Source organism: Mycolicibacterium insubricum, assembly GCF_010731615.1.
Lineage (GTDB): Bacteria > Actinomycetota > Actinomycetes > Mycobacteriales > Mycobacteriaceae > Mycobacterium > Mycobacterium insubricum.
Window position 1 is genome coordinate 1,264,069 of the sequence record NZ_AP022618.1, and the last position, 13,176, is coordinate 1,277,244.

General features: G+C 67.4%; 25 protein-coding genes and 1 pseudogene. 22 read left to right on the forward strand and 4 right to left on the reverse strand.

Going from position 1 to position 13,176, the window contains the following annotated elements; all coding sequences use genetic code 11:
- Positions 1-66: 66 nt before the first annotated feature.
- Positions 67-2,007 carry a hypothetical protein gene (locus G6N16_RS05860; protein ID WP_133053007.1) on the reverse strand — a complete coding sequence of 647 codons (1,941 nt, stop codon included), beginning with the start codon at positions 2,005-2,007 and terminating at the stop codon, positions 67-69.
- A gap of 182 nt (positions 2,008-2,189) precedes the next feature.
- Between G6N16_RS05860 and G6N16_RS05865 the strand changes: the two genes are divergently transcribed.
- Positions 2,190-2,495, forward strand: a complete 306-nt coding sequence (locus G6N16_RS05865) for a helix-turn-helix domain-containing protein (RefSeq protein WP_235674061.1) — start codon at positions 2,190-2,192, stop codon at positions 2,493-2,495.
- A gap of 41 nt (positions 2,496-2,536) precedes the next feature.
- Here G6N16_RS05865 and G6N16_RS05870 read toward each other — a convergent pair whose 3' ends face one another.
- Positions 2,537-3,196 (reverse strand): hypothetical protein, encoded by a 660-nt coding sequence (locus tag G6N16_RS05870; RefSeq protein ID WP_083033348.1) that lies wholly within the window; start codon positions 3,194-3,196, stop codon positions 2,537-2,539.
- A gap of 110 nt (positions 3,197-3,306) precedes the next feature.
- Here G6N16_RS05870 and G6N16_RS05875 point away from each other — a divergent pair, with 110 nt between their 5' ends.
- The 3 genes from G6N16_RS05875 to G6N16_RS05885 all read left to right on the forward strand — a co-directional run bounded on the left by G6N16_RS05875 (position 3,307) and on the right by G6N16_RS05885 (position 4,337).
- Positions 3,307-3,552, forward strand: a complete 246-nt coding sequence (locus G6N16_RS05875; RefSeq protein ID WP_083033347.1) for a hypothetical protein — start codon at positions 3,307-3,309, stop codon at positions 3,550-3,552.
- Positions 3,549-4,079 (forward strand): hypothetical protein, encoded by a 531-nt coding sequence (locus G6N16_RS05880; protein ID WP_083033345.1) that lies wholly within the window; start codon positions 3,549-3,551, stop codon positions 4,077-4,079. The genes G6N16_RS05875 and G6N16_RS05880 overlap by 4 nt, the downstream gene beginning before the upstream one ends.
- Before the next feature lie 108 nt (positions 4,080-4,187).
- Positions 4,188-4,337: a hypothetical protein gene (locus tag G6N16_RS05885; protein WP_163787787.1), complete on the forward strand. Its 150-nt coding sequence runs from the start codon at positions 4,188-4,190 to the stop codon at positions 4,335-4,337.
- On the opposite strand, the gene G6N16_RS05890 is transcribed toward G6N16_RS05885, so the two are convergent.
- Positions 4,316-4,960, reverse strand: coding sequence for a hypothetical protein (locus tag G6N16_RS05890; RefSeq protein WP_083033342.1), 645 nt, complete (start codon positions 4,958-4,960; stop codon positions 4,316-4,318). The two genes, G6N16_RS05885 and G6N16_RS05890, sit on opposite strands and share 22 nt — an antisense overlap.
- A gap of 84 nt (positions 4,961-5,044) precedes the next feature.
- Here G6N16_RS05890 and G6N16_RS05895 point away from each other — a divergent pair, with 84 nt between their 5' ends.
- Together G6N16_RS05895 and G6N16_RS05900 are read left to right on the forward strand one after the other, a co-directional pair.
- Positions 5,045-5,326, forward strand: a complete 282-nt coding sequence (locus tag G6N16_RS05895; RefSeq protein ID WP_083033340.1) for a hypothetical protein — start codon at positions 5,045-5,047, stop codon at positions 5,324-5,326.
- Positions 5,323-5,526 (forward strand): helix-turn-helix domain-containing protein, encoded by a 204-nt coding sequence (locus tag G6N16_RS05900; protein ID WP_110810964.1) that lies wholly within the window; start codon positions 5,323-5,325, stop codon positions 5,524-5,526. Before G6N16_RS05895 ends, G6N16_RS05900 begins: the two co-directional genes overlap by 4 nt.
- Positions 5,527-5,624: 98 nt before the next feature.
- Here G6N16_RS05900 and G6N16_RS05905 read toward each other — a convergent pair whose 3' ends face one another.
- Positions 5,625-5,843, reverse strand: a complete 219-nt coding sequence (locus tag G6N16_RS05905; protein ID WP_083033336.1) for a hypothetical protein — start codon at positions 5,841-5,843, stop codon at positions 5,625-5,627.
- Positions 5,844-5,956: 113 nt separating this feature from the next.
- On the opposite strand from G6N16_RS05905, the gene G6N16_RS05910 reads away from it, so the two are divergent.
- From G6N16_RS05910 to G6N16_RS05985, 16 genes and pseudogenes are all read left to right on the forward strand, one after another.
- Positions 5,957-6,127 (forward strand): hypothetical protein, encoded by a 171-nt coding sequence (locus G6N16_RS05910; protein ID WP_163787788.1) that lies wholly within the window; start codon positions 5,957-5,959, stop codon positions 6,125-6,127.
- Positions 6,124-6,375: a hypothetical protein gene (locus tag G6N16_RS05915; RefSeq protein ID WP_083033335.1), complete on the forward strand. Its 252-nt coding sequence runs from the start codon at positions 6,124-6,126 to the stop codon at positions 6,373-6,375. The genes G6N16_RS05910 and G6N16_RS05915 overlap by 4 nt, the downstream gene beginning before the upstream one ends.
- Complete coding sequence (locus G6N16_RS05920) at positions 6,372-7,022, forward strand: hypothetical protein (RefSeq protein WP_133053006.1); 651 nt, start codon at positions 6,372-6,374, stop codon at positions 7,020-7,022. The genes G6N16_RS05915 and G6N16_RS05920 overlap by 4 nt, the downstream gene beginning before the upstream one ends.
- Positions 7,023-7,030: 8 nt before the next feature.
- On the forward strand, positions 7,031-7,246 hold the full coding sequence (locus tag G6N16_RS05925) for a hypothetical protein (RefSeq protein ID WP_083033332.1): 216 nt from the start codon (positions 7,031-7,033) through the stop codon (positions 7,244-7,246).
- Entirely contained in the window at positions 7,243-7,476 is a 234-nt protein-coding gene (locus G6N16_RS05930; RefSeq protein ID WP_083033330.1) for a hypothetical protein, read from the forward strand. Before G6N16_RS05925 ends, G6N16_RS05930 begins: the two co-directional genes overlap by 4 nt.
- 108 nt (positions 7,477-7,584) lie before the next feature.
- On the forward strand, positions 7,585-7,824 hold the full coding sequence (locus tag G6N16_RS05935) for a hypothetical protein (RefSeq protein ID WP_234806012.1): 240 nt from the start codon (positions 7,585-7,587) through the stop codon (positions 7,822-7,824).
- On the forward strand, positions 7,817-8,398 hold the full coding sequence (locus G6N16_RS05940; RefSeq protein ID WP_083033329.1) for a 3'-5' exonuclease: 582 nt from the start codon (positions 7,817-7,819) through the stop codon (positions 8,396-8,398). The genes G6N16_RS05935 and G6N16_RS05940 overlap by 8 nt, the downstream gene beginning before the upstream one ends.
- Positions 8,395-8,658, forward strand: coding sequence for a hypothetical protein (locus G6N16_RS05945; RefSeq protein WP_083033327.1), 264 nt, complete (start codon positions 8,395-8,397; stop codon positions 8,656-8,658). The genes G6N16_RS05940 and G6N16_RS05945 overlap by 4 nt, the downstream gene beginning before the upstream one ends.
- Positions 8,658-8,891: a hypothetical protein gene (locus G6N16_RS05950; protein ID WP_083033326.1), complete on the forward strand. Its 234-nt coding sequence runs from the start codon at positions 8,658-8,660 to the stop codon at positions 8,889-8,891. Before G6N16_RS05945 ends, G6N16_RS05950 begins: the two co-directional genes overlap by 1 nt.
- A 278-nt stretch (positions 8,892-9,169) precedes the next feature.
- Positions 9,170-9,502: a YfdP family phage-associated protein gene (locus G6N16_RS05955; protein WP_083033324.1), complete on the forward strand. Its 333-nt coding sequence runs from the start codon at positions 9,170-9,172 to the stop codon at positions 9,500-9,502.
- A gap of 29 nt (positions 9,503-9,531) precedes the next feature.
- Positions 9,532-10,386, forward strand: a complete 855-nt coding sequence (locus G6N16_RS05960; protein WP_083033323.1) for a DUF2303 family protein — start codon at positions 9,532-9,534, stop codon at positions 10,384-10,386.
- Positions 10,383-11,258, forward strand: coding sequence for a hypothetical protein (locus G6N16_RS05965; protein ID WP_163787789.1), 876 nt, complete (start codon positions 10,383-10,385; stop codon positions 11,256-11,258). Before G6N16_RS05960 ends, G6N16_RS05965 begins: the two co-directional genes overlap by 4 nt.
- Positions 11,255-11,617, forward strand: a complete 363-nt coding sequence (locus tag G6N16_RS05970; RefSeq protein ID WP_083033981.1) for a hypothetical protein — start codon at positions 11,255-11,257, stop codon at positions 11,615-11,617. Before G6N16_RS05965 ends, G6N16_RS05970 begins: the two co-directional genes overlap by 4 nt.
- Positions 11,614-12,366 carry a DUF2637 domain-containing protein gene (locus G6N16_RS05975; RefSeq protein ID WP_083033980.1) on the forward strand — a complete coding sequence of 251 codons (753 nt, stop codon included), beginning with the start codon at positions 11,614-11,616 and terminating at the stop codon, positions 12,364-12,366. The genes G6N16_RS05970 and G6N16_RS05975 overlap by 4 nt, the downstream gene beginning before the upstream one ends.
- A complete protein-coding gene (locus G6N16_RS05980; RefSeq protein WP_083033979.1) occupies positions 12,363-12,629 on the forward strand; it encodes a hypothetical protein in 267 nt (88 codons plus the stop codon). The genes G6N16_RS05975 and G6N16_RS05980 overlap by 4 nt, the downstream gene beginning before the upstream one ends.
- Positions 12,626-13,165: pseudogene (locus tag G6N16_RS05985) on the forward strand (DUF5131 family protein); the annotation flags it as partial. The gene G6N16_RS05980 and the pseudogene G6N16_RS05985, both read left to right, overlap by 4 nt.
- Between the last annotated feature and the right edge of the window lie 11 nt (positions 13,166-13,176).

The following is a 13,176-nucleotide window of genomic DNA, read 5'->3' on the forward strand; positions in this document are numbered from 1 at the left end:
GACGAGGTGACCGGGCTGCAGCGCGAGCTGCTCGCCCGACTCGACGCGCACCCGATGGAAGCCTGGTCACCCCGGCTGCTCCGCGCCGTGATCGCCGTCCTGGACCTCACGCAACCGCTCCCGATGCTCCCGGAGACCGGCGGCCGCCGACTCCGCCTCGTCCGATGACCCGACACCCACTCGTGCCCTGGTGAAGTTGTGCGCCACGAAATCCTCAATCTCGACGATGAGCGCTGCGGCCTCCTCGGATTCTCGGCGGGCGTCGAGCTGGGCCACAGCGCGTTGCAGGACCTCCTCCGCGAGGGTCAGATAGGCCGCCATGCCGGCCGGCGACTCACGGTCGGGGATCTGCGCCCGGCGGGAGCTCAGCTCCGCGCACAGACCGGCGCCGGGCGCGAGCTCATCGACCCGGCGCAGATAACCGTCGAGTTGGTCATCGACGGCGACCAGGCGGTGTGCTGCGGGGTCGTTCGCGAGCAGCTCGGCGCGGTCAATCCAATGGATCTGGCGGGTGGCCTGCTCTAGCTGTTCCGGAGTGACGTCGGGTCGTTGCGGCAACAGACGAAGTCGATCCAGCTGACGCACCAGTAACTGTTTCACTGCTGCGACGTAGGCGGTTTGCGTGGCGCTGATGTAGATGGTGGTGGCGAATGCGCGCCGAAGCTCCACGAGGTCGTCCTGCAGGTCAACGAACGGGTGGATGGATGCCGACCGTTGGAACACCGCATCCATCCGGGCGTCAAATGCTTCGAGCCACTCCGGCTTGGCCGCACCTGCCGCCGACTCCGTCCCCTCCGATGAGCTCGATGACGGGGGCTCGCTGGTCAGGCCGCACTCGTACAACACCCGGTGCGCCTCGGCGAACTCATCCTGCACATGCTTGATCTCGGCTCTCCGTGCGCCGACGACCCGCTTGGTGTAGTCCAAGGCCTCCGGGACGTCGAAGGCCGTCAGGAAATCATCGAGCCCGCTGAGGTAGTCCGACCCAACTGCCAGTACCGGAGGGAGATCCCGCAGCTGCGGCGCCGTTGCGTGAATGTCCTTGTCGCGGACCTCCTGGGCGAGCTCGTGACCAGCGTGTAGGAGGTCGTCGATTCTCGACAGAGCCTTGTTCAGCCCCCGGCTGTCGATGCCGTCCTCGGTAGCCGCCGCCTGTGCGATGCGCTGAACAGCATCATTGGTGACGGAAAGGCGAGTCGTCCACTCTTCAACGAAGTAGGGATCGATCCCCGCCGTGTCGGCGAACTGTTGGGACTCCTCACGGGAAGCCTCTCGCTCGATGACATCGAGCGCCTCCCGCGCGGACTCCAGCGCCTTCGCCGCCGCCAGTCGTCGCAGGAACGCATTGTTGGTTGACGGTTCAATCTCGGCGCGCAGCTGCTCGATCTCGGCATTCGCCTGGTCCAACGTCAAGCCCGAGGCCGTCGAATCCGCGGCCGCGCCCGGCTCGGGTTGCTCATCCTGGCCAGTGAGCATCCGGTGGAGCAGTTCATGCTGACGCAGCCGCACGGCCAACTGTGCGACCTGTAACTGCCCCTCGCGGCTCAATAACGGAAAGACGGTCGGTAGCTGACCAATTGTGAATTCGTCGAATGTCGCCCGAACCTTCTCGTAGTCCTCCGGGCTGATCTGCCCCGACTTCAACGCCAACTCGAACAACACATCCGGATCGGCCACACGATCGGCGAGATTCGCCAGCGCTGCCTGCTCCCTCACCGAACGGCCGAGGGGGTCTGCGGTAGGTGCGGTCGGTACCGACCGCTGGGGAGCTGGCGGCACGCCACCTGAGAGGACATTCGCGGCTGCGCCCGGGGGCCAGCCGAATCCCGCGTCGAGCATGGAAAGCGTCCGTGGCGCGATCCCCACGAGCTCTTGGTCATCCATGATCTTGCGGAGCGTGGTGTCGGTCGGGCCTCCACGTCTGCGGAACTCGGCCTGACTGATCTCCAAAGACTCGAACGCCGCCCGGATCGCTCTCGCGAACTCGGGTGTGTTCCTTCGGTTCATGGTCCGAGTCTCCCAGACTTTTTCGGCAAACATTCGGACCGTGTGGCAAACGACACGGCCGTAATTCTCGGCACGTAGATGGCCAGTTCGCCAGTTTCGGCTGATCAGAGACGTTTGCCAGTTTTGGCCATGTTCCGAACATTCGGTTTGCCATAGCGAAAGTATGGTGTAAAGTTCGGGTCATGTCCGGAACTTGTGCCGAAACTCGGCGATATGCGCGGCAGCGGAAACCGAAGGTTCCGCCGCACGTCTCGATCGCCGTGCTTAGGCGCGTGTCCGGACTGACCTTGGATGAGGTTTGCGATCTGGTTGCCGAGGTGACAGGTGACCGCCCGACCCGGGGCGCTCTGAGCGCGATCGAGAACGGCCATCGCGGCGCCAGCGCCCAACTGATTTCCGGCCTTGAGCATGCGTACAACCTCGACGCGGGATCAATTTCGACCGTCTATCGGCCGCGCAATACGCCGGCCGTCAGCGAGGTGGCCTGATGACCGCCGCTGAAACCTTCGGGCGCGGGGTGCGCGTCGGTTCAGGTGTCGCGCTGACGACGCTGACTCCGGCGGAGAGTGCCGCTTGGTGTCATGAGGTGGCGCATGACCTCCTCGACTACGTCGCGTCGCGGAACCTGCTCGGCGGTGAACCAGGTCAGGGTTGCGCGGAACACCGTCTCGACGGTCCGGCCGCTGCTGCCGGCGACGAAGGCGCTGCCGGCGTCGATCGGCTTTCGGCCCGGGTTCATGCGTACGTGTTCGAGGTGCTGCTGGACCGTGCTCGAAAGGTTGAAGTCCAGCTGTTCGAATGCGGGTACGTCCGTCGGGCCGGTCTGAGCTATGACGTTCCCGTCCACGTCGATGATGACGGTGACCTTGTCAGCGCGGTGTCCGCAGTCATTGACGACGACCGCGGTCCCGTCATCCTCAACCTTGAGCACCCAGTGGTATGGGGTGTCGTTCTGCGCGACGATCAGCGCCCGCTCGGCGATCGAATTCGCGTCGCGAGCGAGCTCGTTCGCATCTACCGCGATGCCGTTTGCCTCCTGGGCCTGCCGGAGAGCATCCGCGGCCGTGTCGTTGGCGGACTTCGCGATCTTGTTGGCGTCCTTGGTGGCCTTTACCGCGAATACCGCGATAACCCCGCTGGCGGTCGCCGCCGCGGCGCCGGCGATGGCGATCCAATCGGCAGTGATCATGAAGTCCCTCCTTCGCTCGGCGCCGCCGCCGGCGCTGCTGATCCGAGCACGAGCGTAGGAGACCCCGCACCCGGGCCCGTCGAGCTCAACGACTTCGAGGCGGGTGCCTGATGACCACCACCGAAACCTTCGGCCGCGGCGACATGATCGCGGCCACCGCCGCGGCGACCGCGGCGTCCAAGGCCGAGTACCCGGACCGCCTCGCAGTGCACCTCGGTGCTTGGGAACTCGACGTTCAGCGGCGCCTCGCGCAGTTGGAGCATCTGCGGCACTGGCTGCTGTTCGGGAGTCCGATCGTTGCCCGCCCGTGGCTCGTCCCCGCCGGCGTCGCTGTCGAGAGCGGGGCGGCCCGGTGAGCGCGCAGGCGGAGCTGCTGGGTTTGGTGCACGAGCGGTTGGGTTTCCCGTCGGTGTCGCACCTGTACGCGACGGCGTTCGATCTACACGATGAACTCGGTGAACAGCGCGAGTCGCGCCTGATCGGGGACGCACTGGCGGCCGGCGGCACGCTCGATGTCGCTCTCAAGCTTCACGACGTGACTCAGCAGCGTCAGCACGACGAGGTCGTCGCCGCTCACCGGTCCGCCGAACTCGCCGCTCTCGTCCGGCTGCGCGAACTGGGCGCAAGTCAGGACGTGATCAATCGAGCCACGGCTGAGGTGCATCGACTCGGGTACCTGCCCCTGGAGGGCGAGGACCGCGTTGCGCAGGTCGGCACGAGTGGTCATTACAAGCTCCTTACGTTGCACGGGTTCGCGTCCCGTTATGTCGCCGCGGCGTTCTCCTTGCCGTTGCGGTGGTTGCAGCGTAAGTCGGGCCGCCGACAGGTCCCCGCCCCCGGAGCGGGCCTGTCGGCGGCCACCCCCGAAGCGGGTGCGCAATGAGTGTGGAGGTGGCGGATGCCGTGGGAGCCGGAGAACTTTGCACCGGCGGAACGGAAGGCAGCCGGATCGGCAGTCGTCCAGGCGCAGGTGGTTGTCTACAAGCTGCGGGTGAACGCATCAGAGTTCGGCGCGGAGCACGCCGCCGCGGTCACGGGTGCGTACCTGCGGGTGGGGGACATGCTCGACATGCTCTACCACGACATCTACGGGCTGGACGGAACTGGATCTGTGATACCTCAGCCGCCGAGCGCGAGCTGAATCACCGCCTGGGCGGGTATCGCGGAGACCATGTTGACCGTGAATGGATAAACGAACTTATTCATCCATTCACGCCAGCGGTCCCTTTTGCCGCTGCGGGCCGCCGTAGTGGCCATCGCGGCAATCAGACGGTCGACGGCTTCCCTCAACTCGAAGTCGCCGACGTCGTCGTAACGGTCGATGCACCAAAGCAGGTGGTTGATCACCCCGCGAACGTGCTGTTTCAGCAGGGGGTCGATTGTGTCGTCCTCGTCGAGAACAGTTTGCGTTCCTTCCGCGAACGTGCGGAGAGCATCCAGACCGTCCGTCGAGACGGTCGGGACCAACGTCCGGAACCACTCGGACAGGTTCCACAGGTGATCCAGAGCGGTGTTGTCGATGTGCTTCAAGTTGGACTGGACTTGCCATTCGTTGGGGTTATGCAGCGTCAGCGCGCACCACTTCGGGAACTGCTCTCGGTACACCTCGGTGCCAATGTTCACCGCATCCATCTGGTCGAGCAGATCCTCGATCGCATCCAAATGGCGGACAGCTATCCGCTGATCCGTCGTGTCGGCATAGAGCCTGCCGCCCACACGCCAGTTGGACAGGGTCGCGTGCAGCAGCGCGGCTGGGTTGGCCATTGGACTCCCTCTTCAACATCCACCAAATCGGCCCCCGCCCGTTGCACCGGGACGAGGGCCACGACACCCGAGAGGAAAGCTCAAATGTCAGGAGTCAGCGTATCAATCAGCCTCGGACGGAGCGGCGAATACGTACTCCGCGAGTACGGCAACCACCAGGGCTTGGACAAGCCGGTCGACGACACCACCGTGATGGTCGACCTCGGCGAGGAAGTCTGGCTCTCCGGGAGTGTCGGCGAGCTCCGGCGGCTGATGGCCGCGATCGAGCGGGGCATTGCGAACATCCCGACCGCGCGGGTCGCAGTCCGGGAATGGGAAGCGCGTTGCGCGGCTCGCCGGGCGGCCGCCAAGTCGGTGCCGGCATGAGCGCCCCGGTGAAGGCAACGCCGCCGGCGGCGTTGCTGTACCTCTCCGAGGCCCAGGCCGCCCTGAAGGTCGGGAAAACCGGCCTGTACCGGCTGATGAACTCCGGCCAGATCGCCTGGGTCCAGGTCGGTGCGCACCGCCGGATCGCCTCGACCGAAATCGACCGGTTCATCACCGAGAACACCCGGCGGTCCGCATGAGCGGCGGCGTGCTGGTGAACACATTCGATCGCGACGCCGTCTATCTGAATCCGTGCAGCGCCGCTGATGTACGGCGCTTTGCCCGGGGGCTACGGCAGCTACTCGACGCGCTGGATAGGGAGATTGTCGTCGCGGCCCTTGTCGGAGAGTGCGAGTCCGATCTGCTGGACACCGAACGACAGGAAGTGAATCGCGTCTGCGAGTTCCTTGATGGCCGGATCGCCATGCGATCGGAGCCCACTGACCTTCGCAGTCGCGCTCTGGCAGTTCTGGATGCCTTCCTGGACCAGATCCAGCCGGCTGCTGAGGTAGGTCATGATGCTTCTCCTTCGTTCGATGCCCGTCCGGGCGCTGTTGGCACAGCGAGCGTAGGGGAACGGAGCGGGCCGGCAGTTGTCGCCGGCTCGCTCCGGACACCCGGCGGTGCGCGATGAACGCGGCAGTGAGCTGGGGTGCGGGGCTGGCGTTGCTGGCCACCGCGGTGCTGTGTGTCCTCGACGCGATCGCCGCGCAAGCCCGCGTTGCGTTCGCCCGGCACGCGGACGAGGCGATCGCCCTGGCCGCCGGCCGGGCGTCCGAGCGGTCGGGACCGGTGTCGTGACCGGGGCCGCGGCGAAGTCGGCGCCGGATATCCGCACGGTGTGCCAGCTGACCGGGGAACGCGCCCCGAAGCAGTCCGACGACGTCATGGAATACCTGATTCGGACGATCGCGGTGAGCGTGTGCTCGTGCGGTGATCGACTCGAAATCTATTCGACCCCAACGAAAACCGCTGTTGACGCGGAAGATGTCGCGCTGTTGGACCGCTGGGTTGCTGCGCACCGCGACTGTGGAGGGGGTGCCCGGTGATCCGGCGGATGGGGGACTGGCTGCTGGGCTGGCTGGCCGCCGGCACCGCGGTCGGCCGAGAGCTTCTCGAGTGGCTCGCTGCGGGACCGCTCGACGTCCTCGGCACCGACGTCCCGGCGGCCGGCGGGTTCGGGCGGATGGAATGCGACGGGCCCGACGCGGCCGGACCCGTCTGCGACGAAGCCGACGCCGACCACGACGAACTACTCCCGCTGACCTTGCCCAGCGGGTGTGGGATTCCGGTGCGGGGTTCTTCCCCCATGAGCCAGCCATCTGGCGGCCCCGCACCGGAACCCACCCCACGCCGGGTACTGGCCGGGGCGGACCTGGAAATGCTGCGCGCTGCGCAGCTGCTCACCAACGAACTCCCGGACGGTACGGCGTGCGGGCGGTGCAAACACCGGAGCGGTGTCATCGTCCGCGACTACCTCGCCCCGGCCGCGGCACGGATCTGCGGCACCTGCGCCGTCGACCTCGGTCCATTGCCACCCGCTCGCGTCTTGGCAGCAGCGGCGGAGTTCCTGGAGTACTCCTCCCGGCCGAACCTGTTCAGTTCCGAGCTGAACCGCTGGCGCGCCACGTCGCTCGTTCGCCTCTCCGATGACCTCCGTTCCCTTGCAACACAATTCGACGCACTCGACCAGTAAGGACAACCATGCGTACCCTGACCATCCCGATGCGGCCACGCAGGCTGCACCGGCTCGCCGCACTCATCCTGTTCGGAAGCCTCACCGCCGCCGGCATCCTCACCGCCACGACCCACCACGCTGACGCGTCCCCGGGGCAGTGTCTCCGGGCCGGCTTCTGCGACAGCCTCCCCCTGACCGCCGTCCCGACCACAGTCGACGCCCGAGGCTGGGTGCCCGCGTGAGCGCGGCGCCCAAGGTGGACGACCTCGCGGGGGCCAAGGAAGTCCTCGGCTGGGACGAACCTGATGCCGCCCTCGCCACCGCGTACGCGCTGGTCGACATCGCCGAATCCCTGCGCACCCTTGCCGCCGCCAGCAGCTTCCGGAACTACACCGTCGCGGGCGGTCGGCCCCTCGATGAGAACACCGCGATCCGGATCTCCAAGAACCTGACTGAAGGGGGCCAGCAGTGATCCGCCGGTTCTTCACCGACGGTCTCGTGTGGGTCGTCGCCGCCGTCTTGATCGTCGGCTACGCCGTCGGCCGCAGCGTCGGCGCCGGACTCGTCGGGGGGTACTGGGGTGCCTGAATTCACCATGGGCGAGCCCGGCATCGTCGACATCGCCGATTTCCTCGACGGCAAAACGGCCGCCCGGATGCGTTGTGACCTTCGGGAACGTGCCCTCTACAACGCGGTGCAGCTGCACTGCGAGACCGGTGACGCCATGGCCATCATCGACCGCGACGCCGCGGTCCGGGACGTCCTGGCCACCGCCACCGACTTCTACACCTGGATCACCCAGGGGGCCCGCGATGTCTGACCGTGACCTGATCGTCGTCGACGTCGAAACCACCGGTCTCAACGTGGGCCTGCACGTGCCGATCGAGGTCGCGGCGATCAACACCCGCACCGGCGAACAGCGCAACTTCTTCCCCCGGCTGTCCGCGGATGCCCTGGCGGTCGCGGCGCCGGAAGCGTTGGCCGTCAACCGGTACTTCGAACGCCGCTGCTTCGAACACGCCCTCGATGCCGACGAGACCGTCGCAGCCTACGGGGACCTGCTGGAATTCCTGGCCGGCGCCACCCTCGGCGGCGCGAACGTCCGGTTCGATGCCGCGATGCTCATGGCCGGCGTGCGCGCCGCCCGATACCCGTCGTTCATCGTCGACGTGAACCACGAACCGTGGCATTTCCGGCTGGCCGATCTGGAATCCGCGGCGGCCGGCGCGCTCGGCCTCCCGATGACGGAACTGCCGAGTCTGGCCCGGTGCTGCGAGCTCCTCGGCGTCAAGAACATCGATCCGCACACCGCCCTCGGTGACGCCACCGCCACCGCCGCATGCTTCGCGCGGATCGCCGAACTGCCGAAACCGGAACCGAAGGCGAAGCCGTGACCCTCGACGAAATCGCCACGGCCGAACCGCTGATGGACCGGCGTACCGCCTATCGGCTGCACCTGTGCGTCGACTGCCGCGCGGTCACCGCAGCGGCGGGGATGACGCGCTGCTGGCCGTGTCACTCCGACTGGTCCGGCATCAGGCTCCGCGGCCGGCGTGCCCGCGCCGCGGCGATCCGCGCCATGTGCGGCCAGCTGCGCCACCCCGGCCTGATCGCCCTGGCCTGGACCATCACCGTCGTCCTCGGGATCGACTGATGCCCAGGACGGCGGGGCGGCTCCCCACTATCGACGAACTGACCTGGGACACCGCGGTCCTGCCCGACGGCCGCTTCGCCGTCCGTTGCCACGAATACCCCTCGATCAAGTCCGGCCCGTGCCGGACCGAGCTCGACGCCAAGGACCAGGCCATCACCCGCACCGTCGCCTGGCTGCGCAACCAAGACGACCTCATCGACCTGCAACGCGGACGACCCCGCCCCACCCACTGATCCAACACCTTTCGGAAGGAACCCCATGCCCACCTCCATGCGGATCGCCATCATCACCGCGACCATCGCCCTACTGGCCGCGGCCGCGACCGTCGTCATCCCCAACCCCGGCCAATGAAAGACCAGGGTGCGGTGCGCGGCGAACGGTCAAACCCGTCTCTGCCTGATCTCCACGGGCAAGCGTGGGCCACGACCCGGACTTCTACACGGTGAGCCCATTGCTGCCGACCCGCGTACCGCACCCAACCCCAACCTGATCCGGAAGGAAACTCACTGCCATGCCTGAAGATTCCGCATTCGAAGAATTCGCCGCCGTCCTCGTCGGCCACAACAAAGGCCTCGCCCACGACAAAGCCTCACGCCTCCTGCGCGACGCCGTTGAAGCCGTCAAGCTCACCGGCAAGAAGGCCACCGTCACTGTCGCGCTGACGATCTCACCGCTGAAGAACAACCGCCGCGCCGTCCAGGTAGGCGACAAGGTCACCGCGGCCATCCCCGAACCGAAACTCGAATCCGTCTGGTACGCCGACGACGAGGGCGGCCTGCACCGCAACGACCCCGAGCAGTACCGCATCGACTACGAACCCACCAACGGCACCGCGGCCCGCTGAAACCCACACCCACAGAACAGGACACCACCATGACCGTCACTAACACACCCGTCACCCTGCGGACCGCTGTCGGCAACGGCGCGGTCAGCACCGCGCCGTTCCCCGCCACCGAAATCGACCTCGGCGTCCACGGTGTGCGCAACTACATCGCCGTCACCGAAGAACACGGCCTCCAGCAGACCACCGTCGACGTCCGCGACTACCTGCCCCGACCGTCGCGGCCCTCCGGCCGTCGCCAGGTCAGCGAAGTCGTGTCGTTCCTCGAAGAACTCGACCGGCGGCCCCTGACCACCGAATCCACCCTCTGGGGCGACTACAACACCGGCACCGTCACCGCCGTCTACAACGACCACGGCGACATCGGCGGAGGCTGGCGCGACGACCTGCTCACCCTGCAGCTCATCCCCGACCCCGACTGGGCCGCCTGGACCGCCATGTCCGGGAAGTTCTACTCCCAGACCGAATTCTCCGACCGACTCGAAGAACTCATCCACACCGTCGTCAGCCCCGACCAGGCCGACCTCGAAGAAATCGTCCGCGACCTCCGCGCACACAAGACCGCCGTCTTCGAAAGCCGCAGCGACCCCTCCGTCAGCACCCAATCGGTCACCTACACCGAAGAGGTCCGCGCCAGCGCCGGAACCGCCACCCGCCAACTCGAAGTCCCCCGAACAATCACCCTGCGCCTGCGCCCCTGGGAAGGCCACATCGACACCTACGACATCGACGCCTGGTTCCGCATCGACACCGAAGGCGGCCGACTCACCCTCGCCATCAAACTCACCCCCGTCCAACAACTCCTCCGCAAAGCCTGGGCCGACCTCACCGCCCAAATCGTCGCCGCCGCCGAAACCCCGGTCTACGCCTACCGAGGCACCCGATGACAACCACCGCGGTCGCGGACGCACCTCGGTGCGTCCGCGATCCGGCGTGCCGGCGGCCGGTCAGCCGGCGCGGCATGTGCCATCCCCACTACGAGCAGTACCGGAAACGCCGACACGCCTACGGGTCGTGGGAATCGCGCTACACCGACGCCGCGCCGGTCCGCGCGCACATCGACGCACTGCTCGCCGCCGGGGTCGGGCGACGACGCATCGCCGAACTCGCCGGCATCCGGCGAAGTGTCGTGCAGCAGGTGCTCAACGGGCGCGGGGATCGCGGAACCGGCCCGTCGAACCGGATGCTGAAGACCAACGCGGACAAGATCCTCGCCGTCACGATCCCCGAACTCGCCGAAAAGCACACTGTCCTCGCCGCCGGCGCCCTAGTGCCCGCCGTCGGCACAGCGCGGCGCCTGCAAGCCCTCGTCGCCTTCGGCTACCCGCAGAGCTGGCTGGCCACCCGCCTCGGCGCCACACCAACGAACGCGACCCGCTGGTTCCACAACACCGACAGCCAGATCCTCGCGGCCACCGCCCGAGCCGTCGCAGTCCTGTTCGCCGAACTGCAGCTCACCCCAGGACCATCCGCCCGCGCCCGCCACCGTGGCGCCCGCCTCGGCTGGGCCCCACCGATGGCCTGGGACGAAGACACCATCGACGACCCCGACGCCACCCCCCACACCGGCACGGGGGAGCGGGTCCCGTTCCCGGAGACCTGGGCCGAAATGTGCGACCTCGGCCTCACCATCCCCGAACGCCTCCACGCACTCAACACCAACCCCCAGGCGCTCATCCGCCGCCTGGGACGCAACGGCCTGCCGGTCGACCCGCTGCTGCTGGCCCTCGCCGACGACCAGAAGAGAGCATCCGCATGACAACACCACTGGTCACACTCACCGACGACGAGCGCGAAGCCGCCACAGTATTCCTGAGCGGCCGAAACTTCCTCGCCAACGAATTCATGGTCCGAGTCTTCGGCGGCTACCAGATCACCGGATCGGTCGCGGCCGAACTCCTCGACGGCATCGTCGCCGCGGTCAACCGCATCCGCGAGGGCGACCCGATCGGCACCGTCAGGCAGCACGTCACCTACGAGATGACCGGGGTCATCGCGATCCGCGTCCAGACCGACGACGGCAACCGCTGGCGTGTCATCGACGACGGTGGCGTGTCGTTGGTTGCCGAGCTGCCCGGTGCCCCCGGCGACTGGCAACTCCTGGAGCTCACACGATGACCGCCACCGACAGTGCCCGCCGGTTCTTCTGGTGCTGGCTGCTCGCCGCCAGCACCGCCTCGATCGCCGGCAACGTCACCCACGCACTCCTGCACACCACCGGCACCCCCGCGATCGCCGCCGCCGCCGCGGTCGTCCCGCCCGTCGTGCTGCTCGCCGCCACCCACGGCGTGCACACCCTCGTGCACGCCCGCATCACCGGCGCGGCGTACCGCACCGCACTGTGCATCACCGCCGCACTGGCCCTGTGCGCATTCGTGCTCAGTTTCACCGCGCTGCGCGACCTCGCCATCACCGCCGCCGGCATACCACCCCAGATCGCCTGGCTCTGGCCACTGGCGATCGACCTGAGCATCACCGCCAGCACCGTCGCACTCCTCGCGCTCACCAACGCGCACCGCGTCACCTGGCCCGCAGAGACCGCAGGTCAGCCCGTTGTGCAAGCTGCGCAGAACGTGCACGTATCCGTGCACAACGACATGCACACCACCCCCGACAGCACGCCGGAACGCCCCACCGTTGCGCAGATCGTCGCACGCGAAACCACCGACCAGTGGACCGCAATGCTCCCCGAAGCGGAGTCCGTCATCGCCGCCGGCATCACCCGCATCGACCGCGTCAAAGTCGCCCAGGTCCTCGCCGCCGCCGACACCGGCACCGCCCCCAGCGCCATCGCCCGCAACCTCGGCGTCGGCTACAGCACCGTCACCCGCATCCTCGACCACACCGAACAAGAGGCCCACCCATGAGCGTCTTCGGGCCCGATGTCACCGCCGGGCAAGTCGCCGAGATCGAACAGAACATCGCGGCCGTCCACGAGCTCCTCGCCCAAGGCGTGCGCGAGCACCAAGCCCGCCTCCAGCAGTGCACCACCGCCGACGCTGAACTGCTCGCAGTGATAACCCTCACCAGCCACCTCGTCCATCTCGACAGCGACACCCTCGTCCGATTCCTCGCCCTCGCCATGCACCGACTCGCCACCGCAGCCAACCGAACAGCCGACCAGCGATGAGCGACAAGACGGCCATCGAATGGACCGACGCCACCTGGAACCCGGTCACCGGCTGCACCAAAGTCTCGCCCGGGTGCGACCACTGCTACGCCGAGACGATCGCCGAGCGGTTCCGTGGCGGCCCGGCCTACCCGAACGGCTTCGACATCACCCTGAGACCACACAAGCTCGATCAGCCGCTCCGCTGGAAGCGCCCGCGCCGGATCTTCGTCAACAGCATGAGCGACCTGTTCCACGACAGCGTGCCGGACGAGTACATCGCCCAGGTGTTCGCGGTCATGGCACTGGCCCCGCGCCACACCTTCCAGCTGCTGACCAAGCGGCACGCACGCATGCGGTCACTCGTCGGCAGGGGACTGCTCGATCTGGTGGACCAGACCGGCGCGAAGGTTGAACTGTGGCCGCTGCCGAACGTGTGGCTCGGCGTCTCCACAGAGAATCAGCAGTGGGCCGACATCCGCATACCCGCCCTGCTCGACACCCCCGCCGCGGTGCGGTGGATCAGCGCCGAACCGCTCCTCGGACCGATCGACCTGACGGACATCGG